Origin of the sequence: Moraxella sp. Pampa, from assembly GCF_035181385.1 — a bacterium.
Classification (GTDB): domain Bacteria; phylum Pseudomonadota; class Gammaproteobacteria; order Pseudomonadales; family Moraxellaceae; genus Moraxella.
Genome location: NZ_JAXCJK010000003.1, coordinates 98,732 through 124,088, shown reverse-complemented (window position 1 = coordinate 124,088; position 25,357 = coordinate 98,732). Strand labels below are relative to the sequence as shown.

General features: G+C 42.2%; 27 protein-coding genes. 6 read left to right on the top strand and 21 right to left on the bottom strand.

Features of this window, described 5'->3' with window-relative positions:
• Positions 1 to 12 precede the first annotated feature (12 nt).
• Positions 13 to 300 (bottom strand): co-chaperone GroES, encoded by a 288-nt coding sequence (locus tag R0123_RS06730; RefSeq protein ID WP_416381511.1) that lies wholly within the window; start codon positions 298 to 300, stop codon positions 13 to 15.
• 361 nt (positions 301 to 661) lie between these two features.
• Between R0123_RS06730 and R0123_RS06725 the strand changes: the two genes are divergently transcribed.
• The gene (locus tag R0123_RS06725) at positions 662 to 1,375 is read left to right on the top strand and encodes a DUF3108 domain-containing protein (RefSeq protein ID WP_323843514.1); all 714 of its coding nucleotides are present in this window, start codon (positions 662 to 664) and stop codon (positions 1,373 to 1,375) included.
• A gap of 162 nt (positions 1,376 to 1,537) precedes the next feature.
• Here R0123_RS06725 and wrbA read toward each other — a convergent pair whose 3' ends face one another.
• Entirely contained in the window at positions 1,538 to 2,137 is a 600-nt protein-coding gene (gene wrbA, locus R0123_RS06720) for an NAD(P)H:quinone oxidoreductase (protein WP_323841984.1), read from the bottom strand.
• A gap of 398 nt (positions 2,138 to 2,535) precedes the next feature.
• On the opposite strand from wrbA, the gene R0123_RS06715 reads away from it, so the two are divergent.
• Positions 2,536 to 4,032, top strand: coding sequence for a YihY family inner membrane protein (locus tag R0123_RS06715; RefSeq protein WP_323843513.1), 1,497 nt, complete (start codon positions 2,536 to 2,538; stop codon positions 4,030 to 4,032).
• A gap of 126 nt (positions 4,033 to 4,158) precedes the next feature.
• Here R0123_RS06715 and R0123_RS06710 read toward each other — a convergent pair whose 3' ends face one another.
• The 6 genes from R0123_RS06710 to R0123_RS06685 all read right to left on the bottom strand — a co-directional run bounded on the left by R0123_RS06710 (position 4,159) and on the right by R0123_RS06685 (position 11,486).
• Entirely contained in the window at positions 4,159 to 5,310 is a 1,152-nt protein-coding gene (locus tag R0123_RS06710; RefSeq protein ID WP_323843512.1) for a dihydroorotase, read from the bottom strand.
• Positions 5,311 to 5,485: 175 nt separating this feature from the next.
• On the bottom strand, positions 5,486 to 6,508 hold the full coding sequence (locus R0123_RS06705) for an aspartate carbamoyltransferase catalytic subunit (protein ID WP_323843511.1): 1,023 nt from the start codon (positions 6,506 to 6,508) through the stop codon (positions 5,486 to 5,488).
• 183 nt (positions 6,509 to 6,691) lie between these two features.
• Positions 6,692 to 7,564 carry a hypothetical protein gene (locus tag R0123_RS06700; protein WP_323843510.1) on the bottom strand — a complete coding sequence of 291 codons (873 nt, stop codon included), beginning with the start codon at positions 7,562 to 7,564 and terminating at the stop codon, positions 6,692 to 6,694.
• A complete protein-coding gene (locus R0123_RS06695) occupies positions 7,565 to 10,030 on the bottom strand; it encodes a carboxypeptidase-like regulatory domain-containing protein (protein ID WP_323843509.1) in 2,466 nt (821 codons plus the stop codon). It lies immediately after the preceding gene.
• 28 nt (positions 10,031 to 10,058) lie between these two features.
• A complete protein-coding gene (locus tag R0123_RS06690) occupies positions 10,059 to 10,655 on the bottom strand; it encodes a hypothetical protein (RefSeq protein WP_323841978.1) in 597 nt (198 codons plus the stop codon).
• A 186-nt stretch (positions 10,656 to 10,841) separates the two neighbouring features.
• Entirely contained in the window at positions 10,842 to 11,486 is a 645-nt protein-coding gene (locus tag R0123_RS06685; protein WP_323843508.1) for a hypothetical protein, read from the bottom strand.
• Positions 11,487 to 11,898: 412 nt separating this feature from the next.
• Here R0123_RS06685 and R0123_RS06680 point away from each other — a divergent pair, with 412 nt between their 5' ends.
• From R0123_RS06680 to R0123_RS06670, 3 genes are read left to right on the top strand one after another with little or no spacing between them, the layout of a single operon-like run.
• Positions 11,899 to 12,909 (top strand): class 1 fructose-bisphosphatase, encoded by a 1,011-nt coding sequence (locus R0123_RS06680; protein WP_323843602.1) that lies wholly within the window; start codon positions 11,899 to 11,901, stop codon positions 12,907 to 12,909.
• Positions 12,902 to 13,039, top strand: coding sequence for a hypothetical protein (locus R0123_RS06675; RefSeq protein WP_323843507.1), 138 nt, complete (start codon positions 12,902 to 12,904; stop codon positions 13,037 to 13,039). The genes R0123_RS06680 and R0123_RS06675 overlap by 8 nt, the downstream gene beginning before the upstream one ends.
• A gap of 18 nt (positions 13,040 to 13,057) precedes the next feature.
• Positions 13,058 to 13,834 (top strand): RNA methyltransferase, encoded by a 777-nt coding sequence (locus R0123_RS06670; protein WP_323841976.1) that lies wholly within the window; start codon positions 13,058 to 13,060, stop codon positions 13,832 to 13,834.
• A gap of 232 nt (positions 13,835 to 14,066) precedes the next feature.
• Here the strand turns inward: R0123_RS06670 and R0123_RS06665 are convergent, their stop codons facing one another.
• The 9 genes from R0123_RS06665 to R0123_RS06625 all read right to left on the bottom strand — a co-directional run bounded on the left by R0123_RS06665 (position 14,067) and on the right by R0123_RS06625 (position 21,292).
• Complete coding sequence (locus R0123_RS06665; RefSeq protein WP_323841975.1) at positions 14,067 to 14,999, bottom strand: electron transfer flavoprotein subunit alpha/FixB family protein; 933 nt, start codon at positions 14,997 to 14,999, stop codon at positions 14,067 to 14,069.
• A 55-nt stretch (positions 15,000 to 15,054) separates the two neighbouring features.
• Positions 15,055 to 15,804, bottom strand: a complete 750-nt coding sequence (locus R0123_RS06660; protein WP_323841974.1) for an electron transfer flavoprotein subunit beta/FixA family protein — start codon at positions 15,802 to 15,804, stop codon at positions 15,055 to 15,057.
• Positions 15,805 to 16,192: 388 nt separating this feature from the next.
• Positions 16,193 to 16,405, bottom strand: coding sequence for a cold-shock protein (locus R0123_RS06655; protein WP_323841973.1), 213 nt, complete (start codon positions 16,403 to 16,405; stop codon positions 16,193 to 16,195).
• A 302-nt stretch (positions 16,406 to 16,707) separates the two neighbouring features.
• The gene (locus tag R0123_RS06650) at positions 16,708 to 17,142 is read right to left on the bottom strand and encodes a hypothetical protein (protein ID WP_323843506.1); all 435 of its coding nucleotides are present in this window, start codon (positions 17,140 to 17,142) and stop codon (positions 16,708 to 16,710) included.
• Positions 17,143 to 17,333: 191 nt separating this feature from the next.
• Positions 17,334 to 18,356: a ketol-acid reductoisomerase gene (gene ilvC / locus R0123_RS06645; protein WP_323843505.1), complete on the bottom strand. Its 1,023-nt coding sequence runs from the start codon at positions 18,354 to 18,356 to the stop codon at positions 17,334 to 17,336.
• 48 nt (positions 18,357 to 18,404) lie between these two features.
• On the bottom strand, positions 18,405 to 18,788 hold the full coding sequence (locus R0123_RS06640; RefSeq protein WP_323843504.1) for a PIN domain-containing protein: 384 nt from the start codon (positions 18,786 to 18,788) through the stop codon (positions 18,405 to 18,407).
• Entirely contained in the window at positions 18,775 to 19,044 is a 270-nt protein-coding gene (locus R0123_RS06635; RefSeq protein ID WP_323843503.1) for a hypothetical protein, read from the bottom strand. Before R0123_RS06635 ends, R0123_RS06640 begins: the two co-directional genes overlap by 14 nt.
• Before the next feature lie 38 nt (positions 19,045 to 19,082).
• Positions 19,083 to 19,571: an acetolactate synthase small subunit gene (gene ilvN, locus R0123_RS06630; RefSeq protein ID WP_323843502.1), complete on the bottom strand. Its 489-nt coding sequence runs from the start codon at positions 19,569 to 19,571 to the stop codon at positions 19,083 to 19,085.
• Positions 19,571 to 21,292, bottom strand: a complete 1,722-nt coding sequence (locus R0123_RS06625) for an acetolactate synthase 3 large subunit (RefSeq protein ID WP_323843601.1) — start codon at positions 21,290 to 21,292, stop codon at positions 19,571 to 19,573. Before R0123_RS06625 ends, ilvN begins: the two co-directional genes overlap by 1 nt.
• Positions 21,293 to 21,938: 646 nt before the next feature.
• On the opposite strand from R0123_RS06625, the gene R0123_RS06620 reads away from it, so the two are divergent.
• Positions 21,939 to 22,298: a hypothetical protein gene (locus R0123_RS06620; RefSeq protein ID WP_323841968.1), complete on the top strand. Its 360-nt coding sequence runs from the start codon at positions 21,939 to 21,941 to the stop codon at positions 22,296 to 22,298.
• 142 nt (positions 22,299 to 22,440) lie between these two features.
• On the opposite strand, the gene lysM is transcribed toward R0123_RS06620, so the two are convergent.
• From lysM to fabD, 4 genes are all read right to left on the bottom strand, one after another.
• A complete protein-coding gene (gene lysM / locus R0123_RS06615) occupies positions 22,441 to 22,929 on the bottom strand; it encodes a peptidoglycan-binding protein LysM (RefSeq protein WP_323843501.1) in 489 nt (162 codons plus the stop codon).
• Positions 22,930 to 23,224: 295 nt separating this feature from the next.
• Positions 23,225 to 23,458, bottom strand: coding sequence for an acyl carrier protein (acpP, locus tag R0123_RS06610; RefSeq protein WP_323841966.1), 234 nt, complete (start codon positions 23,456 to 23,458; stop codon positions 23,225 to 23,227).
• A gap of 217 nt (positions 23,459 to 23,675) precedes the next feature.
• The gene (fabG, locus tag R0123_RS06605; protein ID WP_323841965.1) at positions 23,676 to 24,404 is read right to left on the bottom strand and encodes a 3-oxoacyl-ACP reductase FabG; all 729 of its coding nucleotides are present in this window, start codon (positions 24,402 to 24,404) and stop codon (positions 23,676 to 23,678) included.
• On the bottom strand, positions 24,401 to 25,354 hold the full coding sequence (fabD, locus tag R0123_RS06600; RefSeq protein ID WP_323841964.1) for an ACP S-malonyltransferase: 954 nt from the start codon (positions 25,352 to 25,354) through the stop codon (positions 24,401 to 24,403). Before fabD ends, fabG begins: the two co-directional genes overlap by 4 nt.
• Positions 25,355 to 25,357: the final 3 nt, after the last annotated feature.

Below are 25,357 nucleotides of genomic sequence, written 5' to 3'. Positions count from 1 at the left end.
GTGTGATTGTGATTATTCAAGCACCCCAAGCACATCACTTTCTTTCATAATCAAAAGCTCTTCGCCATCAACTTTTACAGTTTGGCCTGCATATTGACCAAATAATACCTTGTCGCCAACTTTAACATCTAAGGCGCGCACGCCATTGTCAGTTACCTGACCATTACCCACAGCAATGACTTCACCTTGTTGTGGTTTTTCTTGGGCAGAGCCTGGCAACAAAATGCCACCTGCGGTTTTTTGCTCTTCTTCGGTACGGCGTACGACAATACGGTCATGCAAAGGACGAATTGACATAATTTTCTCCATTAAACTTACGATGAAATGACAATAAATTATAAAAATAAATGATCACAACTGACAATGTCAGGATGGCTATAAAGATAGGGTTTTATCCAAAAAATTTCAAGCCGTTGCCCAAAAAAAAATTTTTATAACAAATCATGAATACGCCAGTTCTTTGCTCTTAAACATTGTCTTTATGGACAAACGACTTTATTAAACAATTAAATACATTTTAAGAATAACATCTCTTTATTTCATATCTTTATCCTTTTTGGCAGTCGCAAATGAAAAATCACATAAAGTGCTTGAAATCATCACAATTTTATTCATATAATCCATAGATATAGCCAACAATACAGCAATATAGCGAAGCAACATGAAAAATAAAGCCGTAAGGTCGTTTTTAAGAAAAAACATCAGCACTGTCGCACTGACCATGAGCATACTGTGCATAAGCCTACCCACTCATGCCAATGAATTGGCAACATTTTCAGCAACTTATACCGTCAAAGCCTATGACAAACTTGGCACCGCTACTCGCACACTCACCAAATCAGGCAATGACTATCATTATCGTGTCAAAGGTTTGGTAGCAGGCATCATCAACCTAAATCAATCAGCACAGTTTAGCCTATCAGACGGCGTAATCACACCAAAAAACTCCTCTATGTCAGCCAAAGTTTTTGGTGTGGGCAATACACATAAAGTCATTTTTAGTCATGACGCACAAACCATCTCATCTACTTATAAAAACAAAACAGCCACGCTAAAAATGAATGGGCAAGTCTATGATGATTTGAGCCTAGAATCACAAATTCGCCAAGACCTGATTGATGGCAAATTTAGTGGCACTTATCAATTGGTGAAAAAAACCGACATTGAGACCACCAAATTCAAAAAATCTGGCACTTCAAAAATCATCGTACCAGCAGGAACTTATGAAGCAATTCGTATTGATAGAATCCATGATGACAAAAGCCGTGCGACAAGTTTTTGGCTTGCACCCAGCTTAGATTACCTACCCATTAAGGTCAGCCAGACCAGCGGTGGCAAGATGATTTCAATGGAGCTGACTAAAATCAATCACTAAAATCAAAGCAACTTAACCAAACACAGCTGATAAACAATCTGCACAACATAAAGATTTGTTCACTTTTTTTGATTTAAGACCTTATTTTGATAAAAATCAACTTAAAAACTTAGTTTTTTGCTTGTGCAGTGTTTTTTTTTAGCCAAGTTTTAAGCTTGTCAATCATTTGGCTAATTTTTTGGCGACATGAGCAAGTCGCTCGCCTTGATGGACGGCCAAGACACGCTCATCTGCAGTCATGGCAAGTTCATGCGACACACCTGACACGCTACTTGCACCATAAGGGGTGCCACCACGCATCGTGCGATTTAGTTCTTCATGTACATAAGGCAAACCCAATAGCATCATGCCATGATGTAGCAATGGCATCATCATAGAAAGCAATGTCGCCTCATTGCCACCGTGCATGGTGCCTGTGCTGGTAAAAACGCAAGCAGGCTTGCCTTGCAAATCACCTGAAAGCCAATGCGTTATTGTATTATCCCAAAAATACTTCATGCTCGCTGACATATTGCCAAAATGGGTTGGACTACCCACCGCCAAACCCACACAATCAGACAAATCATCTGCCGTACAATACAAATCACCCTCATCAGGAATATCAGGTGCGACCTGCTCGGTGGTAGTAGATACTTTTGGCACTCGGCGAATTTTGATCGCCATGCCTGCATTGAACACGCCCTCAGCAATTGCATAAGCAAGCTCTTTGGTGCGATCATGATTTGTGTCATACAAAACAAGAACATAATAATCGTCTGTCATATTTTTCCTTATTTTTTTCACTGATTTTAATTTGAGATGGTTTGTGCTTTAAAATAATTGGTGGCAAATTCACCACTCAACCATATTCAAACATCAAGCCAGCTTGACTCATCGGCTTTTGTCATTATAGCCCAAAACCCACCAAAATACACAAAGCACCAAAAAGGATTTTATGGCTTAAATCATTTAACATTTAACATTAATTAACCCATAACATCAATTAACCAAAAACGCCATCAAATGACATTAAAAGCATTGCCATTTTAATAATTTTGTAATATTTCACCAAAAAGTTTTTAAAAATGTGTGATATTTGCTACACTATCTACTTACTATTTTCTCAGTGCATTTTTTTGATACATTGATTACTTTATTGATTGTATTTACTTTTGAAGATTATGACAAATTTTTTGAACAAATTGCCCTTCGCCCATCACAGATGGTTCATGTATCTACGCTTGCTTGTGCGTCATTTCATGGAAGATGATTGCCAACAAAAAGCAGCCAGTCTCACTTATACCACCCTACTTTCACTGGTACCGATTCTGACGGTGATTTTGGTGGTGTTTTCAAGCATACCTGCTCTTTCTGGTATGCGTGAACAAATGCAAGCAATGATTTATAACAATCTATTGCCGTCATCAGGTGCACAAATTGGGCAATATTTTGACAGCTTTGCTGAAAAATCCAGCAATTTGGGCATCGTCGGTGTGCTTGGTTTATTCATCACAACCATCATAACCCTAATAACAATTGAAACTGCTTTTAATAAAATTTGGCGTGTCAAAGAACGCTCAGGCGGTACAGCCAGCATCATTCGTTATTGGACTCTCATCACGCTAGGCCCAATAGTGCTTGGCATCACATTTGGTGCATCAAGTGCCATTCAAAGCGCGGACTTTTTAAATCGCCAAATCGCAGGCTATGGGATAGATTGGTCGGTGTGGGCATATTTGGTGTCAATACTGATTACCGTTGCAGGATTTATTGGCATGTATTGGCTCATTCCAAAAGTGCAGGTACCGTTTAAAAATGCTGTCATTGCAGGGTTGGCTTCGGCTGTGTTGTTTGAAAGTTTGCGTTCTGTCTTTGGCATGGTAATGACCAATTTTACAAGCTATGAAGCCATCTATGGTGCTTTTGCTGCCTTGCCAATTTTCCTACTTTGGATTTATTTGTCATGGAACATCATTCTTTTGGGTGTTGAAATCAGCTATACTTTGACCATCTTTGACACCAAGGAAGTGCCTGTTCGTCATCCGCTATTAAGTCTGCTTGATATGCTAAATCTGACCTACAAACGCTACAAAGAAGGCAAAACCGTCAGCGAGCATGAATTGCGTAGCGTATTAGGTCGCAGAGAATTGCCAAAATGGGGGTTATACATTGAACAGCTTGTTGATGCCGAGCTCATTACTCGCACCAAAGAAGACGAATATTTACTCAAAACAGACCTTAGTAGCATCAGTCTATGGCAATTTTATAAAACCCTGCCCTACCCATTGCCCATCAAAGATGAGTTGGACGCCCTCAAAGAGGCAGACTATGACCCTTGGTTTGTAGAAATCTACAAAAACCTCACTAAAATTGAGCGGGCCGCCAAAGGCGAGCTTGATGTGCGGTTGTCAAATTTATTTGAAAGTACGCCACTTCGTCAAAAAGAAGAAATTGTACGCATTGTTGATGAAGATGCCGATGCACAAAGTGATGTTGACGGCTTTAATCACGGTACACGCCAAGAAATTGACGACAACGGCGATGTATTTATCGTCCCAGATGGCAAAGCCATGCTGACCGAAAGCCGCCTAACCAAAGTGATTCGCCTACTCAAAAAGGCCTACCATCTGTTTGGTCAAAGCAAAAAAGCCATGAACGATGTTAAAAAAGGCTTATGATCACTTGTTTTAGGCAGTTGATGACATGAGCCAATAATAAAAAGACCATCACAAAATTGATGGTCTTTTTATTATTGGTATTTTTTGTTGTTGGCTCATGTTTTGAACATCTTTAGCACTCAATTTTTAAAAGAAAATCTCCACCACTTTGCCAGTCAGCTTTTCACCCATAAATGGTGTATTTTTACCACTAGACAGCATGGTATTCTTATCCACTTGCCATGACAAATCAGGGTCAATCAAAACTGCCCCACCGATGGTCTCATAATCCTTAATGCCTGCAATTTTGGCAGGATTGGTACAAATTTTTTCAACCAATTGCTCGGCAGTCAAAATACCATCTGCCACAAGCTGACAACCCAACGATACAAAGGTATCAAAATTACTAATCCCAGCAACACATTCACCAAACGGAGCTTGCTTGGCACTGCTTGACAGTGGCTCATGATGACTACAAATCGCATCAATCGTGCCATCTTGCAAACCTGCAATCAACGCTCGTTGGTCGGTCTTGGAACGAAGTGGCGGATAAACAAAAGCATTGGTGTTGTAGCCTTCTAGATCATCATCGGTCAAATGCAATTGATGCATGGCAACATCACAAGTGATTGGCAAGCCCTTGGCTTTTGCCCAGCGAATCAGCTCTACCGAAGTACGGCAAGTAATCTGGCCAAAATGTGCAACAATGCCTGTCTCTTCAACCATCAAAAGCTGTTTGGACAGTGCAATGGTCTCAGCAAGCCATGGAATGCCTGCCAATCCATGAAACGAAGCAATATAACCATCATGAGCCACGCCACTCCTAGACAGGCTAGGCTCATCAGGATAAAAGAACACTTTAAGACCACAGGTGGCTGCATATTCTAGCGTTCTTAGCATGACCATATCATCATCAAAGCCCGCTCTGGCATTGGTTACACCAATTGCACCGCCTTGTTTTAGACCCGCCAAGTTGGCAGGTTGCTCACCTTTGAGTCCTGCGGTCAATGCACCCAAGATATGCAGATAAACACTGCCATCTTGGTATGCCTTTTCACGCAATCCTTTGAATAAGGAGCCATTTTCTAGCACAGGATTGGTGTCAGGTGGCAATACGATGTGCAAAATGCCATTTTGACGAGCCGCCCTACCTTCACTTGCCAGCGTACCATACGACTGATGACCCGGTTCACGCAGACGACCACACAAATCCACAATGGGTGGCATAAGCCATTTTCCATCAGTATCAACATTGGCCAGCTTTGGTTGTTGCCAGTTTTTGGGAAGTAGATTTTTCATGGCTTTTTCTTTTGTTTTTTAGTTAATCAATCTTGTTATTCAATTCATCACTGCTTATTGCCCAGTGTTCTTGGCTTAGCATCTTATGATTTTTATCCTCTGATTTGGACAATACACGGCCTACACCGACAACTCATCGTCCAACCCTAAGTACAACCCTAAGCACAATCCGCTTTTAAATAAGCCCTTTATTCTTATCTTGACCACGCATCGCCATCGCCATGACCGCCATGCGAACTGCAATGCCATTATTCACCTGTTTTAAGATGACGGATTGATCGCCGTCTGCCACGCTTGAAGCGATCTCTACCCCACGGTTCATAGGGCCTGGGTGCATGACCAAAGCATCTGGCTTGGCAAGTCTAAGGCGGCTTTCGGTAATGCCATACATTTTAAAATATTCTGATGTAGATGGCAGTAAGGGTGAACCGATACGCTCATTTTGGATACGCAAACCGATCAATACATCAGCGTCCACAATGCCCTTATCCATGTCGTTAAAAGTGGATACGCCATAGCGCTCAATGCCCTTTGGCAACAAAGTCCTAGGGGCAATGACACGAATATCACGCACGCCCAAAGTCTGCAATGCACAAATGTCCGAGCGAGCCACACGGCTATGCTTGATGTCGCCAATGATGGCAACAGAAAGATCGTCAAATGATTTGCCTGATTTAAGACACAATTCACGATGAATGGTCAGCATATCAAGCATCGCCTGCGTAGGGTGGCCATGCCAACCATCGCCTGCATTGATGATGGCAACATTTGGTGTAACTTCTGTCGCCATAAAGTGTGCTGCCCCACTTGATGAATGACGCACCACAAACATATCTGCACTCATCGCCTCCAAATTCCACAGCGTATCACGCAAAGATTCGCCTTTGCTGGCTGATGAGCGAGCAATATCAAGGTTTAAAACATTGGCCCCAAGACGCTTTTGGGCTGCCTCAAAAGTCGTGCGGGTACGAGTTGAATTTTCAAAAAACAAATTCATCACAGTACAGCCACCAAGTTCATTGGTATTGATCAGCCGACCAGACTCATCAAAATAGCCCATCGCCTTATCAATAATGGCTTCAAGCTGAATGCGAGTCAGCCCTTCTACACCAATAAAATGACAAATACCGCCATCTTTGGTACATTGTGGACGAGCCAAAGATTGGTGCAAGCAAGTACGAATGTCAATGTCAGTCATGGTGCTTCCTGTGTGTACAATAAAACCAAATTAGCCAATAAAATGATACATTTTACCAATTTCATCTATGTTTGAAAAGTAAAATTTGTATCGCCTTATCACAAATTCATCACAACATATCCACAAAAGAACCAAGATTTTCCTGCCCTTTTGTCATTGATGACTGGTTAATTACCAGCGTATCTAATTTGCAAATCTTACTCGTAAATTGTAGCTTCTGGCTTGGGCAGTATTGACATCAATCTCCGCTTTTACCTCCACGGTCAATAGACAATAAATGGCATCATGATTTTTATGCCTATGAAAAAAACCGCTTTTTTGCCTAGTAAAAAATTTTACTATCATGTCTGCACCATCAACCGTTACTCTTGCAAAGGCAAACTGACTATCCGCTCCAGTATTGACACCATTAACAAAAGGTTGAGCAGGTGTGCCATTTACTGTAAATAGATGAGCATTGCCTTTTAGGTAATCAAAAATATTTTGATAAAAATTTACGCCTCGTGGATTGGTGGGTTGCACACCCTGACAGTAATCGTAAAAGTTAGTAGAATTACCTCTCACCCTGTTATCATTGTTATGCCTATAAGTAACAAAATGAAACTTCTCTCTAAGAATGTCTCTATCTAATGTTTTTAATGGCCTAAAAACATAGGCTGTTGGCAAGCGTAAATTATCATTAACATTAAAGCCCGCCACATCAATACGGCTTGTACCGATATTTACCGTTGCTTTGGTTCGACCCATATTAATCACTTTTCTGCTATTTTCGATGAGATCGCCATCTGGGATATTAAAAATCTCTTGGGTAGGGGCATCTCCACGAGCACAAAAATAAATAATTTTATCTGGGTCGGGGTCGTTATTTACCTGTTTGAATATCTGAGAATCAAAAACACCTTTAAAAGCAGTATTAGGACCACAATTAGCTTGGTCTGCAAACGCCTGCGACATCATCATAAAAGGCAGTGCAGTCAGTATGATCGGCAGGGTTTTTGAGCCAAGTTTTAGCATTTTTGTTGTCAGTCGCTGTTTCATCACCATCTCACTTGTCATTTATTGATCATTAAATGCCCTATCTAGCACCACACCCAACACATAATCATCTACGACCACCACTTGTTTGGGCAGATAGCCATCGGCACGCAAGACATATTCACCCTTTGGCAATCCGTCTAGCAAAAAATAGCCGTCTGTATCCGTCTTGGTATCAGCGATGAGCTTATCGCCCTGCCATACTTCCACCTGCACATCGGCCAGCGACAGTTGCCCACGAATACCATAGACTTGGGTCATCTGCCACTCAATATAGGTAGGTAGGCGTGCATCTATCTTAGCCACCGCCTTGGTCGGTAGGGCGTATTCAATGGGCAGACTGCGTCCGTCCAGTTTAATCTCATACACGCCTTTGGGCAAATCTAACAGATAGGTACTTTTTTTATCGGTACCAGCTAGGGCGTTGGCTGGTATGAGTTTGTGATCGACATTAAAATACATCGGCTCATCAGCTGATTTGCGAAAATCTTGGCGGTCATGCAATAAAGTAATTACCGCCTGTCCGTCAGTACCGCCACTGGCAACATATTTACCAAGTTTTGGCAAACTGGCAGGGGCTTTATAAGCATTTAAGCCAATACGCAAAAACCACTCGCCTGCACTTTGTTTTGTATCATTAAAATAACCCTTGCCAATTCGGTCTTCATACTGCCCATGCCAAGGATTGCCACCATGACGATAGCCTGCACTGACATTGATGCCGTGTTTGCTTTGGTATTGCCATTGACCTTGTAGCAAAATGTTATCTTTATGGGTAAGATTATGCCATGACGCACCCAAAGACAGCGATTGATTATTAGAAATGCGGTGCTGCAAGCTACTTTCCACACCAAAGGCTCGCTTGTTATCATGGGTTTTATTAGCACCATGGCCAATATATACGCTTTGTTGTAGCGTGGTATCGCCTGTTAGGCGTAGCGATGACGATAGATGGTGCTTGTGTGGGTCAATGCTGTATTGATAGCTACCATCAAAGCGACCACCAATCTGCCGATAACTCACATGATAACGCCAATAACCCTTGTGCGATTGATACTGTATGTCATGGCTTAAGCGGTCATTGATTTTATAGCGAGCATACACACTGGTATTCTTACTACTTTGAGTTAATGACAAATGCCTATGATCATCAGGAGTATAGTACAGCCCCAAATAATGACGACCATCACGATGAGCAGACGAGGTATAGCGGTAATTGGCTTGCCATGTTTTTTGTTCGTGGCGTGCGTCTAAACGAAAATTACCATTATGCCGATAATCCAAATCCACATTGGTGTGTGGGTCTGGGGCAATATTTGCCCCCATTTGCCAACTGGTATTACCATTTTGCTGATATTTTAAGCCAGCTCTTAGGCTTACCTTATTATTTAAGCCATAGGCAACATTGGTATAGGCGGTTTTGGCAGTACGATCATCAAACACCCCAACACGCCCCACGCCTGCTTGTACCAAAAGCTCATCTGTCGCCACCGAGCCATAGCGTTTAGCCAAAGATACCCGCTCTACACGCATTGGCACAGCCGATAATGGATTGTCAAATATCGCCACTTCAATCAGACTTTGGCGGTCTATGGCAGACATATCCAAATTCAAAAACTCATAACGACCATCTAGCAAGCTCTGCACACGAGCCACAACCCTGCCATTGATACGAAGCTCTGCCAAGCCACCTGCAACCCCTACGCCTTTGATATGCTGATAGTCATGGCTAGATGAATTGATCAGCGTGGTGGTTCTGCCGTCCGCATGGGTTGTCAAATGCCGTGCGATATTGGCATTACTATAAGCAAAATTTGCCCCTGTGATGGTGCCAAATGGCGTATCGGTACTACCAAATCTGACCGCCATATCATCATCTGATGTCAGCCAATAGGCATTGTCAAGCTGTGTCTTATTGCCATCGCTCTTACTGACTGCCACCCCCCAAGTGCCACCCAGTGCATAGCCAAAAGCGTCTAATTGATGATGACTATTATCCACCCCATGTGTGCGACCTGTAACCTGGCTATCAAAATTCAAACCCTGCAAACCTGCCACACTCGGCGTATGCGTGATGATAGGCTCAGCCTTTTGGGTTGGTTGTTGTTTGGGTAGGGTTGCCATGATCAAATGAATTTGTAAATCTGCCTGCGAATAGACCGCTGTAATCCCCAGTATTTTTAGCGTATCTAATGACACATAAGCCACACCGTCATGATAAACCAGTTGATCAAAACTTAAGGTTGCCTCCCCTAGCGGTGTCTGAAACTGCATGCCATCATCTTGGCTCTTGGTGCTGATATCAAGCGATGCCAAATCAGCCACACTGACATGATAACGCTCATCATGCCACAAAGCATCAATACCGCCTTTGTCCTCGTGATTGACTTTTAGCCCAACCAATTGTAGCTCGCCTGCCCACACAGGCAATGCCACAAGGCTTGTCATCGCCCCAATCATTGCCCCACGAAGTACCTTATCAATCATCGCTACGCCTCAATTTGTCATTTTATCATCAGTCAGTCGTCAGACGAATCGGCAACTGATATTGAGAGCCGATTTTGACCACCGTCAGTGCCTCTGTTTGCTCTACGATGGGCTTGTCTATTTTTTGGTTAATCATCAAAAAAGCATGATGTGTCTTTTTTGGGAAGTTTTCAGGCACACGAAACGACAGACGAATGGTCTGATGACCGCCACCCACAATCTCAAAAGACTGCGGAGCGACCACCGTCCAAGATTTGAGCGTGTCTGCACTACTGTCAATCGGCTCAAACTGCTCATCGGTATCCACCAAAGACAATTCAATGCGTTTTGGCTCATCGCTATAATTATAAAAAGTAACCGAAGTATCGGTTCTTTTGCCATGGGCTTGTAGATTGATGCTTGGTGGCGAGATGCCCAATTGGGCTGGGGGCATATCCAGCTGGCGTCCTTGTGCGTCTTTTTGTACCACCACCAGTTTTGCCCCTTGTGCGTCTTGCTCTAAGGTGGTCTGCAAGGTGGTGGCATGGCTTGTCATGCCCAATACAGCCGTCAGGCCAATCATCGCACGCATGGCGAGTGGGGCGTGTTTTGTGGTGGGATTTGTGGTAGGTTTTGTTGGGATCATACGACAGTTACTCAATCGGTTGGGTGGATATCACAGATGGCAAACCATGCCAAATAACAGCGTGTCAAATTTTAACAGATTTATCCAGTAATGTGCCATAAAAAGGTATTAAAAAAAGAGTATTAATAAAGGTTTAATACTCTTTTTTTTGGATTAACTGGTCAATGTCCAATTAAGTATCAGACATTATTTGGCTGACAATTTTAATGTAAAAGTTTGACCTTGAGATGCGTAAAGTCCTGATTTTTTTGCACCTGACAAATCAAGATCAAAGGTAATATCACCCTTGATGGGTACCCATTTAGAAGGCAGTTGAATTCTGTCAGCTCCTATCCCTGTATCAACACCTACGGCTTCAGTGGATTTAACCTTAGTATTTTCTACATTAATTACAGAGGTAGGATCAAGGTCATTCTTGTGTGCCTTATCGGTAGTCTCAACAATTAATTCTACACCATTTTCTGATATGCTACGCACAGCCCAAGCGTCTTGTAAAGTTACTTTAACTGTTTGAGCATCATGACCTTTAAATTGAGTTGCTGATAGCGCTTCATCATTGAGAGCTAAAACATTCGCAGTATTATTGTTGGTAGTCACCGAAACATTGGCTTCACCTGCATCAACTTGCTCAACGCCGTGACCTGATATTTGTGCTTCAACTTGGGGTTGAAAGTCAATACCTGCTTCGTCCCAATGATACAGCACCAGCACGCTTGGCATATTCACTTTAAAATCCACAGTACCTGACACTGTTTTTTGCTGAGCATTCGCCACAGACACGCTAGCACCCACCACCGCTAGGGCGGTTACTAATTTTGTTAACATATTCATGTTAAATCTCCATTGATAAAAAAATGGCAAAAAGCCAATAATACCACCAATCCATGATGCCAATCATTTTATACAACTTTACTGGCGATATCAGTTTTTCAGCGATACGGTTTAATTTTTGCTATTATACCCAAAAAACCAAAAAAAAAAAAACGGTTTTATGTAGTTTTTATCCACTTTTGCGTAATATTATATTCATCGTGTATGTTTTTGTAAAAAAACAACCAATCATTCTGGGCATTTGGGTAACTGTTGCTTGCTGTCATGTTTAATGCCCACCATAAAATGCTGACCACAAAAATCCACACCACCGCCAAAATCTTGTCAAATCATGCTAAAATAGCCCATCTTATACATCATTTTTTATCATCTAGTTTTATCATCTAAGCATACAAGGATTCTTATGACCACCATGACCACACTTGCTCAGTATCTAAACACACACACCACCCCACAGATTGCCAGCACCGTCATGACACTTGCCACAGCCAGCATCGCCATCAGCGATTTGCTTGACAAAGGGGCATTGGCTGGTATTCATGGCGAGGCAGGCGGTCAAAATGCGCAAGGCGAAAACCAAAAAAAGCTTGATGTCATCTCAAACGATTTGTTGCTAAACGCCCTAATCCAAAACCCTCATTGTGCAGGCGTCGCCTCAGAAGAGCTAGAAGACATCAGCCCTGCCAATGACAACGGCACTCTATTGGTTACTTTTGACCCACTGGACGGCTCGTCTAATATTGACATCAACATGACGGTTGGCACGATTTTTTCTATCTTGCCACACAACAACCAAGGGCAAGCTGTCAGCGAATCCGACTTTTTGCAAGCAGGTAAGCACCAAGTGGGTGCAGGCTATTTCATCTATGGCACATCTACCATGTTGGCACTCACCTTTGGGGCAGGCGTTGCCATGTTTAGCTTTGATCCTGTTTCTCAAGATTATATCTTAATCAACCAAAGCGTTACCATCAGCGAGCATACCGCAGAATATGCCATCAATGCATCAAATCGTCGCTATTGGCTTGCACCAATTCAGCAATACATACAAGAGCTGACCCAAGGCGATACAGGCGTACGCAACAAAGATTATAATATGCGTTGGGTGGCGGCGATGATTGCTGATGTGCATCGCATCTTGATTCGTGGCGGCATTTTTATGTACCCATTTGACACCAAAATCGCAGGCAAAGCAGGCAAACTTCGCTTGATGTACGAGGCCAATCCAATGAGCTTTATCATCGAGCAAGCAGGCGGTGCCAGTACAGACGGCGTACAAAGAATCATGGACATTGAGCCGACTGGCATTCATCAGCGTATTCCTGTGGTACTGGGTGCAAAACAAGAAGTTGAGTATGTCAAAGCACTGCACGCCAAGGCAGGGATTTTGGCCAACGGAGAAAAACAAGGCTTTAATGAATAAGCCAACTTTTGACATCACCGCTACGCCCAATCAAATGGTTGGTATCAGCCATTTGATTGGAGAACACCTGATGACACACCCAACCAAAAATAAAATGAATCCACGTGAAACATCATCAAAAAACTCCTAAACAAACACACCAAAAACCATGAATCTAATCACCTCCGCCCAAAACCCCATCATCAAGCACGCATCAGCCTTACTCACAAGCCATCGCCACCGCAAAAAAACTGGCCAGACAGTCATTGAGGGCGTACATTTATTAGATGCCTATTTAAAGCAAGGTCTGACGGTGGATAAAGTCATCATTGCTCAAAATTCCCTACACCACCCAGAAGTCATCAAGCTGTGCCAAAACATCTTGGACAAGGACATCATAACCACCACAAATGCCCTATATAAACAAATCCGTACACTAGGCGATGGCGTGGACATCATGGCCATCATTGACACACCCAGCCCCACACTGACAAAAATAGCAGATGATTGCCTGATTTTAGATGGTTTACAAGATACAGGTAATATCGGCACACTACTTCGTACCGCCTCTGCTGTTGGCATCACCACCATCATTACCACGCCACATACTGCTCATTTATGGTCTCCTAAGTGCTTGCGTGCTGGCATGGGGGCAAACTTTGCTTTAAGCATCTATGAACACATCACCGCTGACGAGATTTTACAAAAAGTACAAACACCGCTGTATGCCACCAGCTCACATACAAATAAGGTCATTTATCATCACGATCTGACCTCCCCCATCGCATGGGTACTAGGACATGAGGGGCAAGGCGTGTCTGATGTATTTTTACAAAACGCCACACCCATCGCACTGCCACAGCCCAACGGTCAAGAAAGTCTGAATGTCGGCGTGGCAGGAAGTGTCTGCTTTTATGAAATGCTACGCCAAAGATGCTTTGCATAAAGCGATTGCGATGACCATAAATGGGGTTAAGCAACTTTTTTTTTGATAAAACGCCATGCACAAAAGTCAGATTTTTTTATTCTTAGCAACACAAATCAGCCCAAAGCAAACACCCTCTTTATTTTTCATCATTTTACAAAAAAGCATAAAAAACGCACCTGATGTTGGTGCGTTTTTTTATTCAAAAGCCAATGAGGACTTTTTGTTGTAGCTTTTGCTTTTAGGAAAAATTTTATAGTTTTTCGGTCAATTCTGGCAGTGCAGTGAAAATATCCGCCTCCAAGAAGTAATCCGCCACTTGTGCAATTGGTGCCTCTGGGTCGGTGTTAATCGCTACGATGGTCTTAGAATCTTTCATACCTGCCAAATGCTGAATCGCACCTGAAATACCTGCGGCGATGTATAAATTTGGTGCAACAATTTTACCTGTCTGACCCACCTGCAAATCATTTGGCACAAAGCCTGCATCTACTGCGGCACGGCTTGCACCCACTGCGGCACCCAGCTTGTCTGCCAATGGCTCAATGTATTTGACAAAGTTTTCACCGCTGGCCAATGCACGACCGCCAGAGACGATGATGTTTGCCGATGTCAATTCTGGACGGTCAGACTCGGCAAGCTCTTCTTTGATGAATGTTGATTTACCTGCATCACCACCAGCAGACACATTTTCAATGCTCGCACTACCGCCAGTCGCTGTTGCCACATCAAAAGCTGTCGTACGCACGGTCAAAACAACCTTATCCTCAGCGGTCTGCACAGTAGCAATGGCATTACCTGCATAAATCGGACGCTCAAAAGTCTTGGCATCAATCACTGCTGTGATATCAGAAACCATGCTTACATCAAGCAATGCCGCCACTCGTGGCAAAAAGTTTTTTCCTGTGGTGGTGGCAGGGGCAATGATATGGCTATATTCGCCTGATAGCTTCACCACAAGCGGTGCGATATTTTCGGCAAGCTGATTGGTAAAGACGGCATCATCAGCAAGCAAAACCTTGTTCACACCTGCAACTTTGGCAACATCATCTGCCACACTCTGCACACCAGCACCTGCAACAAGCACATCTACGCTACCGCCAATTTGGGTAGCTGCAGTAATGGCAGACAAAGTGGCAGCTTTTAATTCGTGATTATCGTGTTCAGCATAAACTAATACAGTCATCATTCTATCCTTTTTTAATTAATTTTTAATGCAATGAATATTTTAAATCACCAAATCAGATGACTTTGGCCTCATTTTTTAGCTTGTCAATCAGCTCATCAACGCTTGCCACTTTCACGCCTGCACTGCGTTCTGCTGGTGCTTTTACTTTTAAAGTGGTCAGTTTTGATGACATATCCACGCCAAAGTCGGCAGGTTTTTTGACATCAAGAGGTTTTTTCTTGGCGGCCATGATGTTTGGCAGTTTTGGAAAACGAGGTTCGTTTAGGCGAAGGTCGGTAGTGATGATGGCAGGCAGTGCCAACTCAACAGTTTGCAAACCACCATCAATCTCACGAGTAACCTGCACTTTATCGCCATTAACCACAACCTCAGAGGCAAAAGTACCTTGCGATGCATTCATCAAAGCCGATAGCATTTGACCTGTTTGGTTATTATCGTCATCAATCGCCTGCTTGCCCAATAAGATCAATTGTGCACCCTCAGATTCTGCCACACCTTTTAAAATTTTGGCAACTTGGAGCGGATACGGTTTTTCATCGGTATCAACCAACACACCACGGTCAGCACCCAATGCCAAAGCCGAGCGGATTTGCTCTTGTGATTGAGTAGTGCCAACAGATACGGCGATGATTTCGCTGGCGATGCCTTTTTCTTTTAGGCGTACTGCCTCTTCAATAGCAATCTCACAAAATGGGTTTATGCTCATTTTTGCATTGGCAAGCTCTACGCCAGATTCGTCCGCCTTGACACGCACTTTGACATTGTGATCAACAACACGCTTGACAGCAACTAACACTTTCATAATAACTCCGTTTGTAAGTCGTTTTAAAAAAATAATCAATGAAAATATATCATATTTATATGCTTAATGCCATCTTGATTGTCTAAAATTTCCCAATTTTGGTCAAATAATTATCGTGAATGCGCAGTCATTTTTAGGTCATTACTTGATATCATACATCTAAAATACATTCAAATAAAACCATCGCCCTGATAATAAGCCCATCAATCATCAAAGAATTAAGGGTTTTATGGCACAGCTTGCTTTGTTACAAATTAAAAAACTAAAAACGAAAAGGCGAAAATACAAAAAAGCACTCAAAATTTGAGTGCTTTTAGCCAATCAAGCATTTAAATAAAATCAAAACATTTAGATGCTTGAAAAATAGCGACTAACCAAATAGTGCCAATTATAGCTTTTCGATTTCTTCAGCTTGTGGGCCTTTTTTGCCTTCACCCAAGATGAATGCTACTTTTTGACCTTCAGCTAGGGTTTTAAAGCCACTACCAGTGATGGCACTGTAATGAGCGAATACATCTTGACCGCCATTATCTTGGGCGATAAAACCAAAACCTTTAGATTCGTTGAACCACTTAACTGTGCCTTGAACTTTATTTGACATGGGAAAATTCCTGTATGATTGAAAAAAAAAATTGGCAAAATTACCAAACTAAATATTTATGTTGCCAAAAACTGCAAAAAAAGCCTTAATGTAAAAAGACGCTTAATTTTCAACCAATACAATAAACAGCGTTCAAAGATTGTTCAAACACGCCCTAAAACCCACTTGTCCGCAAGTTTCAAAGTCGTTTTAACACTCGCCAAATGGCGTCTTGCAAAACTTACTACGGTACATAAATACCATGACGCCAAGTATAGCAGATTTTTATATCAAATTGGAAATTATTTTAAATAAATGATTAATTATTTGTAACCAAACATACCAGCGACCTGCAAATATGGCACACTGAGTACAAAAATACACAACACTGCAAAGACAAGTGCAAAAGCTCGCCCAAAGTCTAAGTACTTATCTGGCATGACCAAATCCATCGGATCATCAATGTCGGTCAGCGAGATAAGCTTTGCACTATAAAACCAGCCTGCCACACAATACACCCCATAAACAGCCGCCACACTCATTTGAAGATGATCAAGTTGTAAAAAAAACATCGCAAGCCCTGATACCACAAGCCATGATGAGGTAATCAGGCTAATAATAGCAAAAGTTCCAGAATCAGGAAGCTTGCCTTTATTATGCAAAACCCAACTGGTCTCAACCCACACCAATATCGCCACCAAAAGACTTGCAACAACATAAGCTCGCTCAAAATCAATTTGACTCAATAAATTCATCATACTCTTAATCTATCACAATTTACGGCGACCTATTTTACATGAATTTAAAAAAAATGGCATGATTTATTACAGCAGTGATTTTTTACGCTTAGGCTTTGATATTCATTGCTTTGCCTCAAAAAAAAGCAACCACCCAAGCGAGTAATTGCTTTGAATTTAAATTTACCAACATACTGATAAAAATCAATTAATTAATTTTTCTCTTTATCAATAATCTTGCTATCGGTAATCCACGGCATCATCGCACGCAGTTTTGCCCCTGTTTTTTCAATCTGGTGCTCAGCAGTCAATCTACGCCGTGCGGTCATTGACGGATAGTTTAGCTGACCTTCACTAATAAACATCTTGGCGTATTCGCCCGATTGAATGCGTTTTAGGGCATTACGCATTGCTTCACGGGACTTGTCGTTAATGACTTCACAGCCAGTAACATACTCGCCGTATTCGGCATTGTTGCTGATTGAGTAATTCATATCGGCAATACCGCCTTGATACATCAAGTCCACGATGAGTTTGAGTTCGTGCAAGCACTCAAAATACGCCATTTCAGGGGCATAGCCTGCTTCTACCAGCGTCTCAAAGCCCATTTTGACAAGCTCCACCGCACCGCCACAAAGCACCGCTTGCTCGCCAAATAGGTCAGTTTCGGTTTCGTCTTTAAAGGTGGTTTCAATAATCCCAGAACGCCCACCGCCCACGCCTGATGCGTACGACAAGGCAACTTGTTTGGCTTGTCCTGATGCGTCTTGATAAATGGCGATTAAGTCAGGAATACCACCGCCTGCCACAAATTCTGAACGCACCGTATGCCCTGGGGCTTTGGGGGCAACCATAATCACATCAAGGTCGGCTCGTGGTACGATTTGGTTGTAATGAATGGCAAAACCGTGAGCAAAAGCAAGCGTTGCGCCGTCTTTGATATTTGGTTCAATCACATCTGTATACAACTGTTTTTGAAATTCATCTGGGGTCAAAATCATCACCACATCGGCATTTTTGACCGCTGTGGCGGTATCGGCGACTTTTAAGCCTGCGTTCTCTGCTTTTTTCCAAGAAGCAGAGCCTTCACGCAAGCCCACGGTAACATCCACACCGCTGTCTTTTAGGTTTAAAGCGTGGGCGTGCCCTTGACTGCCATAGCCGATGATGGCAACTTTTTTGCCTTGAATGACAGACAAATCACAATCTTTGTCATAAAAAATATTTAAGCTCATACGAGTTTCCTTAAAATAATGCCATAACATAAATGGCGTTGGGTTGAATTAAATTTCGCCATTGATTCTTTTTAGATAATTATTAACTTTCTTATCAAAAGAATAAATGATTTGATTATCAGCCAATTGATAAGCAATCAGTAAACAATCCATAAAATCCATTGAAGTTTCTTTAAAAACTATTAAAGATTTTATCGTAACTGAATTATTTTCGCTTTCAATAATTTTATTTTCAAACAATGTCAATAATTTATCAGCAATTTTTATTCTGTCAATCTTATAAACGCTTTGTAGTACATGAATGACTTCATAAATGACCGCATTCAGACAGATTGCTGTATGATTATCAATAATCTCTTTGGCTTTTTGGCTTAATGTTTCGTGGTCTTGTAATAAAAACCGCAAAACAATATTTGTGTCAATCAATACCATATTTTGCCTTAATCGCCATTTCTACCGCTTGCTCTTCTAAGGGAATTAACGCAGGATTGGCAAATTCGGCAAGTCCGCCTGCATAATCGGATTTTTTGGTTTTTAATCGCTCTGTTGTATTTAACCTAAAACTTTGCAAAAGCTCTTCAAATACCGCTTGGGGTTTTGTGTTGTTTTTTTGACAAAATGCCAACAACCAATACGCATCTTGCCCCGTAACTTTAAAATCTAGGCTTAAATTTTGTTCGGTTATCATCTTTTATCCTTTAAACTGGTTTTGCTCTATTACTAAAATCACACCGACAACACACGCTCGCCTCGTGCAATGCCAATCACGCCAGACCGCACTACTTCTAGGATTTTATCTTTGCCAATGACATCAATAAAGCCGTCTAATTTGGCGACATCGCCTGTAATCAAAATCGTGTACAAACTTGGGCTGACATCTACAATCTGTGCCCGAAAAATATCGGCATTGCGATAAATCTCTTCACGACTTGTGCCAGACGCTCGCACCTTGATAAGCATTAGTTCTCGCTCAATATGCACGCTATCACTTAGCGTTTGTACCTTGACAACTTCTATCAATTTGTGCAACTGCTTGGTAATTTGTTCCACTTTGTCAATATCGGCGTTGGTGGTCAAAGTCAGCCGAGAAAGCGTTGGGTCGTCTGTTGGGGCGACATTGAGCGTTTCAATGTTGTACCCACGCTGGCTAAACAAACCCACCACACGAGACAAAGCCCCTGATTCATTCTCCAATAAAACAGAAATTAAGTGCATTACGAACGCTCCCCTTTGCCAAGCCACATATCACGCATAGATTGCCCTGCAATTTGCATTGGATAAACATGCTCGTTTCTATCAATAATCACATCAATAAACACCAGCTTGTCTTTTTGAGCCAATGCCCACGCAAGCTGTTCATCTAATTTATCAAGCTGGCTAATTTGTATACCAATATGCCCATAACTTTCAGCAAGTTTGACAAAATCGGGCAGTGACTGCATATACGACTGCGAATGGCGACCTTCATAGAGCATATCTTGCCATTGCTTGACCATACCTAGCTGGGCGTTGTTTAGGTTTAAAATTTTGACAGGCAGATTGTACTGCAAACAAGTGGATAGCTCTTGGATATTCATCTGAATAGAGCCTTCGCCTGTAACACAAATTACATCACGGTTGGGGTTGGCAAGTTTTGCACCCATCGCATAGGGCAAACCAACACCCATCGTGCCAAGACCGCCAGAGTTTAGCCATTGGCGTGGCTCATCGTATTTATAATAAAGAGCAGCAAACATCTGATGCTGACCGACATCACTTGTAATAATCGCCTTGCCATTGGTCAATTTGTACAAAGTTTCAACCACACGCTGCGGCATGATGGCGTGAATGTCGGCATCCGTATCAGAGCCATAACGCAAGCCATGGCGATTACGCCATTCATTAATTTGCGTCCACCAATCATTCAAGGCCTGCTCATCTAGACGCCTATCTCCTGCTTTGATGATGCCCACCATTTCGCCCAATACAGACTTAACATCACCGACAATTGGAATGTGTGCCAAGATTGTTTTTGAGATACTCGTTGGGTCAATGTCAATATGAATGATGGTTGCATTTGGGCAGAATTTTTTGACATTATTGGTAACTCGGTCATCAAACCTTGCTCCCACCGCCAAAATCACATCAGCATGGTGCATGGTCATGTTGGCTTCATAAGTGCCGTGCATACCAAGCATACCAACAAACTGTGGTGCTGTGGCAGGATACGCCCCCAAACCCATCAAGGTATTGGTAACAGGGAGGTTTAATAAATCAGCAAGTTCACGAAGCTCGTTGGACGCATCGCCCTGAACCACGCCACCGCCTGAGTACAATACAGGACGCTTAGCAGACAATAACAAGTCTACCGCTTTTTTAATTTGACCAGCATGACCTTTTGATGTTGGCTGATAAGAACGCATACCAACCATCTTTGGCATAAAGTAATCAAACTTATCGGCAGGGTTGGTCATGTCTTTTGGGATATCCACCACAACAGGTCCAGGACGACCTGTACTGGCAATAAAAAAAGCTTTTTTGATGATTGTTGGGATATCAACAGGATTTCGAACTTGAAAACTGTGCTTGACCACAGGGCGGGACACGCCAATCATATCGCATTCTTGAAAAGCGTCATCACCAATCAAAGTGCTTGGCACTTGCCCTGCAAGCACCACCATTGGAATGGAATCCATAAAGGCGGTAGCAATGGCGGTTACAGTGTTGGTCGCACCTGGCCCTGATGTGGCAAGCACCACACCTGTTTTACCAGTAACACGACTATACGCATCTGCCATATGCCCTGCCGCTTGTTCGTGGCGAACTAGGATATGCTCAATTTTGTCTTGTTTAAATAAAGCATCATAGATATGCAAAACCGCCCCACCAGGGTAGCCAAAAATATAGTCTACGCCCTCATCAATGAGCGCTTGAACTAGAAGTTCTGCGCCTGACATGGCAACGGTTTCACCACATGCAAGCTTGGCTTGGTTTTCTTGAAAATTTTTGGCAGCATTTGCCGTTTGGGTAAGCGCCATCATACTAGGGGCTTGGGCGGTTTGTTTTGTCATTGCTAATCCTTGTTTCAATAGGTAATCAACAAACGCAATTTGCTAAAGACAAAACAAGGCGTGCAAGAAGCTACAAAGGTTTGGCAGAGTATCGTCTTGCAGACTGGTAAGTCTGAAGCAATGTTAAATAAAGCATCGATAAACGGTAATTCACCCGCTTTTCTTTAACAAACGCAGCTTCATGATAATGATAATAGCTACGCTGACTTTTATGAATAACCAAAAAAGCATTAAGTTGTAAATTGATTTGCAAGATAAGCTTCAAGATGTCGGCTTCTTTTCCAATTTAGACCAATTTAGAAAAGAAGAACAAATGACGAAAAAACATCTTATAACTCATCTTGATTCAAGTATATTATCGCAAAACCATCGCCTTGCCAAGCATATTTTTTATTGACCAATAATATTTTTGTAACATACATAAATTTTGCCATTTTTATTCTTATATACAAAATTTTTATGAGTTACCTGATGTTTTTGATATGATTCATGCTACAATAAACTCAATCGTGATATTAGCAAAGGTAAATACATGAACTCTCTTTTGCATTGCTCATTCATCTTCTTACTATTTAGTACTTTTCAAAACAGCATGGCCATACCCATATATCAAAGCATTGGCAAGCATGGAGAGCTGTTATATGGACAATTTCCACCACAAGGACAGCACACTGTTTTAAATTTTTATTCTCCCAAGTCATCAAATAAACCCGAACCAACCACAAGCGAAAAACAAAAACAGTGCCAGACCTTACGCAGTAATCTAAATGCCCTAAATACAGGCGATGCAGTATACGAGATTGATGCACAAGGCAACCAAAAACAACTCACCGCTGATGAAATCACCCTTCGCAAATCACAAACTCAAACCGCACTCAAAGAGCATTGCTGATTTTTGAAATTGAATTTTAAAGTCATTAAAAAAAAGACCGCTCAACACGGTCTTTTTTAACAATTCAGCCCAAGTTTCATTTTTCATTGGCCTAAAATAAAGCAACTTAATTTTAGTAATTAACTTTAGTAAAAACTATAAACTAAGCAGGAATGCGTAACACTTGACCCACATAAATCTTGTCTGGGTGCGAAAGCATGGGTTTATTGGCATCAAAGATTTTCATGTAGTCATTGGCGTTGCCGTACATTTCTTTGGCAATTTTAGATAAAGTATCGCCAGATTTTACGGTATAAAAACGAGATTCTGGCTCCTGAGTTGCCACCACAATATCATCTATCACCGTCTCAACATACTGAACATTACCAACTGCAAGTCGTGCTCGCTCACGGTCAGCTTGCGTCTGGGCGGTACCGCTTAGCGTTACAGTGTCGGTATCACTATTATAACTCACTTTTAGGCCATCAACCTGTACATTTTGTGCTTGAATACGAGCAAGCAACAAGTTGGCAATTTCCTGTGCGGTCGGTTCAGCTACTGATGCAGGCTCATTATTTACCGATACAGCGTCTTTTTTATTGCGATTAAAAATCTTATCGCCAATATCTTTTGCAAAACTAAAAATGCCCATCTTTCATCTCCTTTTGATATCCATGATTAGTAAGGGTGATTAAACATTACAACAATCAGACTGACAGACTGACAGACTGAATACTGAATAAAGCACCATCATCTATATCATATGATAGTATCATCATAAGCATAAAGATTTGTGCGTATTGATGACATTCATCTTACTTGAAAACCTGACAAAATATCGCTAAATTTTACTGTCAAATTGTTATGAATTGTAGTTATTATTGCTGTCTAGTATCAAAAAAAACCATCTAAAATATAGATGGTTTTTGGTGATTTTAATCAATTGATTAAAGTTTAGCAGCCACATAGTCAATTGCTTTTTGAACAGTGGTCAGTTCAGCAGAATCTTCATCAGGAATGGTGATGCCAAAGCTGCTTTCAAATGCCATGACAAGCTCAACTAGGTCTAGTGAGTCGGCACCTAGGTCGTCCATGAATGACGCATCATTTTTAATCTCGGCAACATTTAAACCAAGTTGTTCAGCTACCGCGTCTTTTACTTTTGCTTCGATATCGCTCATAGAAGTTTTCCTTTTTTTGAATAAATAGATAAATGCTAACATCGACACCATGTCGATTTCGGCGTTTTATCCGAACAATTTTTGCATATCATAAAACATTTTTGTTAATAGTGCAAGCTTTATGAATACATATGTTCACAATTTCAACAAATGATGAAATGGCAATAAAGTGATTGACCCATCAGCACTCTTCACTCCTTGTGTACCAACCCAACAATCACATATGCATACCGCCATTGACCGCCAACACCTCACCTGTGATATAGCTGGCATCGTCGCTGGCCAAAAACACCACAGCTGCCGCAATCTCTTCTGGCTGTGCCATACGCCCAAGCGGTACCGCATCTAGCATTGAGTTAATCAAACGCTCATCAAGCTCTTCGGTCATATCAGTTTCTACAAAACCAGGAGCAACACAGTTCACCGTTACACCACGAGAGCCAATCTCACGAGCCAAGGCACGAGTAAACCCTTCTACCCCCGCCTTAGATGCTGCATAGTTAGTCTGACCTGCATTGCCCATTTGACCAACCACCGATGTGATGTTAATGATACGACCAGAGCGTGCCTTCATCATACTGCGAATGGCGCGACGAGAGGTTCGGTAGATGGAAGTCAGATTGGCATCTATCACACCCGCCCAGTCTTCGTTTTTCATACGCATTAACAAACCATCTTTGGTAATGCCTGCATTATTTACAAGCACATTCACACCACCATAGACGCTATCAATCTCTTCAAACAGCTTATCAATCACTTCTTCATCGCACACATCAAGTACACGACCAATGCCATTAGATTCGCCCAAATATTCTTCAATAGCCTCCACACCCTTTTCACTGGTTGCTGTACCGATGACAAAATGCCCTTCATCTGCAAAACGCTGAGCAATCGCACGACCAATGCCACGAGATGCACCCGTTACCAGAACAATTTTTCTACTCATATCAGATTCTCCAATTTTTCAAGGCGTACCAATTTATCGGTCGGTAAGGTAACGATGGGTTCTGCTTGGCGTTTTGCCAGATTTGACAACACATTACCTGGTCCGCATTCAATCACAATATCAATGTGCTTATCGGCTAGTTTTTGCATGGTTTTTGCCCATTGCACAGGCATTGACAGCTGTTCAATCAACGCCATCTTGATGTCATCAATACTCTCATGCACTTGGGCATGACGGTTTTGGATTACAGGGATTTTTGCAGGACAAAAAGTCGTTTCATTCAGCAATCTTGCCAACTTATCCGTTGCACCATTCATCAAAGCACAATGTGATGGTACGGACACCTTGAGCGGTACAGCTTTTTTACCCAAATTTTCTACCGCAGACAGAACATGAGCCACACCAACTTCGGTGCCTGCAACCACCACCTGACCAGGACTATTAAAGTTTGCTGCATCAACAATCCCAACGCTTGCTGTTGTATCCTCGCACAAACTCAGCACTTGCTCATCTTCCAAACCAAGTACGGCCGCCATTTGTACATCAATGCCTGCCACAGCATCGGTCATGTATCTGCCACGCTCATGCACCAATTTTACCGCATCAGACAAACTCAGCACGCCACTGGCGACAAGAGCACTGTATTCCCCCAAGGAATGCCCTGCCAAACATACCAGTTTAATATTTTGAGCCACCAGTTTATCCAAAATGATACGCCAAATGGCTATGCTGGCTGCCACCAATGCAGGTTGAGTATATTGAGTTTGATGCAGACGGCTATCGTCTTGGGTAACCTCCCAAAGGTCAAAACCAAGAGCCGCACTCGCTTCGTCAAAAGTTTGTTTAACCACCGCAAAGCTTTCGGCCAGTTCGTTCATCATGCCAACCGCTTGTGAGCCTTGACCAGGAAAAACCACCGCCACTCGTTTTGTAGCATTATTTTCTGTCATAAA

Coding starts and splice junctions, on each gene's coding strand:
- R0123_RS06725 (WP_323843514.1), top strand. CDS start 662: ATGAAAAATAAAGCCGTAAGGTCGTTTTTAAGAAAAAACATCAGCACT.
- wrbA (WP_323841984.1), bottom strand. CDS start 2,137: ATGACAGACGATTATTATGTTCTTGTTTTGTATGACACAAATCATGAT.
- R0123_RS06715 (WP_323843513.1), top strand. CDS start 2,536: ATGACAAATTTTTTGAACAAATTGCCCTTCGCCCATCACAGATGGTTC.
- R0123_RS06710 (WP_323843512.1), bottom strand. CDS start 5,310: ATGAAAAATCTACTTCCCAAAAACTGGCAACAACCAAAGCTGGCCAAT.
- R0123_RS06705 (WP_323843511.1), bottom strand. CDS start 6,508: ATGACTGACATTGACATTCGTACTTGCTTGCACCAATCTTTGGCTCGT.
- R0123_RS06700 (WP_323843510.1), bottom strand. CDS start 7,564: ATGACAAGTGAGATGGTGATGAAACAGCGACTGACAACAAAAATGCTA.
- R0123_RS06695 (WP_323843509.1), bottom strand. CDS start 10,030: ATGATTGATAAGGTACTTCGTGGGGCAATGATTGGGGCGATGACAAGC.
- R0123_RS06690 (WP_323841978.1), bottom strand. CDS start 10,655: ATGATCCCAACAAAACCTACCACAAATCCCACCACAAAACACGCCCCA.
- R0123_RS06685 (WP_323843508.1), bottom strand. CDS start 11,486: ATGAATATGTTAACAAAATTAGTAACCGCCCTAGCGGTGGTGGGTGCT.
- R0123_RS06680 (WP_323843602.1), top strand. CDS start 11,899: ATGACCACACTTGCTCAGTATCTAAACACACACACCACCCCACAGATT.
- R0123_RS06675 (WP_323843507.1), top strand. CDS start 12,902: ATGAATAAGCCAACTTTTGACATCACCGCTACGCCCAATCAAATGGTT.
- R0123_RS06670 (WP_323841976.1), top strand. CDS start 13,058: ATGAATCTAATCACCTCCGCCCAAAACCCCATCATCAAGCACGCATCA.
- R0123_RS06665 (WP_323841975.1), bottom strand. CDS start 14,999: ATGACTGTATTAGTTTATGCTGAACACGATAATCACGAATTAAAAGCT.
- R0123_RS06660 (WP_323841974.1), bottom strand. CDS start 15,804: ATGAAAGTGTTAGTTGCTGTCAAGCGTGTTGTTGATCACAATGTCAAA.
- R0123_RS06655 (WP_323841973.1), bottom strand. CDS start 16,405: ATGTCAAATAAAGTTCAAGGCACAGTTAAGTGGTTCAACGAATCTAAA.
- R0123_RS06650 (WP_323843506.1), bottom strand. CDS start 17,142: ATGATGAATTTATTGAGTCAAATTGATTTTGAGCGAGCTTATGTTGTT.
- ilvC (WP_323843505.1), bottom strand. CDS start 18,356: ATGAGCTTAAATATTTTTTATGACAAAGATTGTGATTTGTCTGTCATT.
- R0123_RS06640 (WP_323843504.1), bottom strand. CDS start 18,788: ATGGTATTGATTGACACAAATATTGTTTTGCGGTTTTTATTACAAGAC.
- R0123_RS06635 (WP_323843503.1), bottom strand. CDS start 19,044: ATGATAACCGAACAAAATTTAAGCCTAGATTTTAAAGTTACGGGGCAA.
- ilvN (WP_323843502.1), bottom strand. CDS start 19,571: ATGCACTTAATTTCTGTTTTATTGGAGAATGAATCAGGGGCTTTGTCT.
- R0123_RS06625 (WP_323843601.1), bottom strand. CDS start 21,292: ATGTCAGGCGCAGAACTTCTAGTTCAAGCGCTCATTGATGAGGGCGTA.
- R0123_RS06620 (WP_323841968.1), top strand. CDS start 21,939: ATGAACTCTCTTTTGCATTGCTCATTCATCTTCTTACTATTTAGTACT.
- lysM (WP_323843501.1), bottom strand. CDS start 22,929: ATGGGCATTTTTAGTTTTGCAAAAGATATTGGCGATAAGATTTTTAAT.
- acpP (WP_323841966.1), bottom strand. CDS start 23,458: ATGAGCGATATCGAAGCAAAAGTAAAAGACGCGGTAGCTGAACAACTT.
- fabG (WP_323841965.1), bottom strand. CDS start 24,404: ATGAGTAGAAAAATTGTTCTGGTAACGGGTGCATCTCGTGGCATTGGT.
- fabD (WP_323841964.1), bottom strand. CDS start 25,354: ATGACAGAAAATAATGCTACAAAACGAGTGGCGGTGGTTTTTCCTGGT.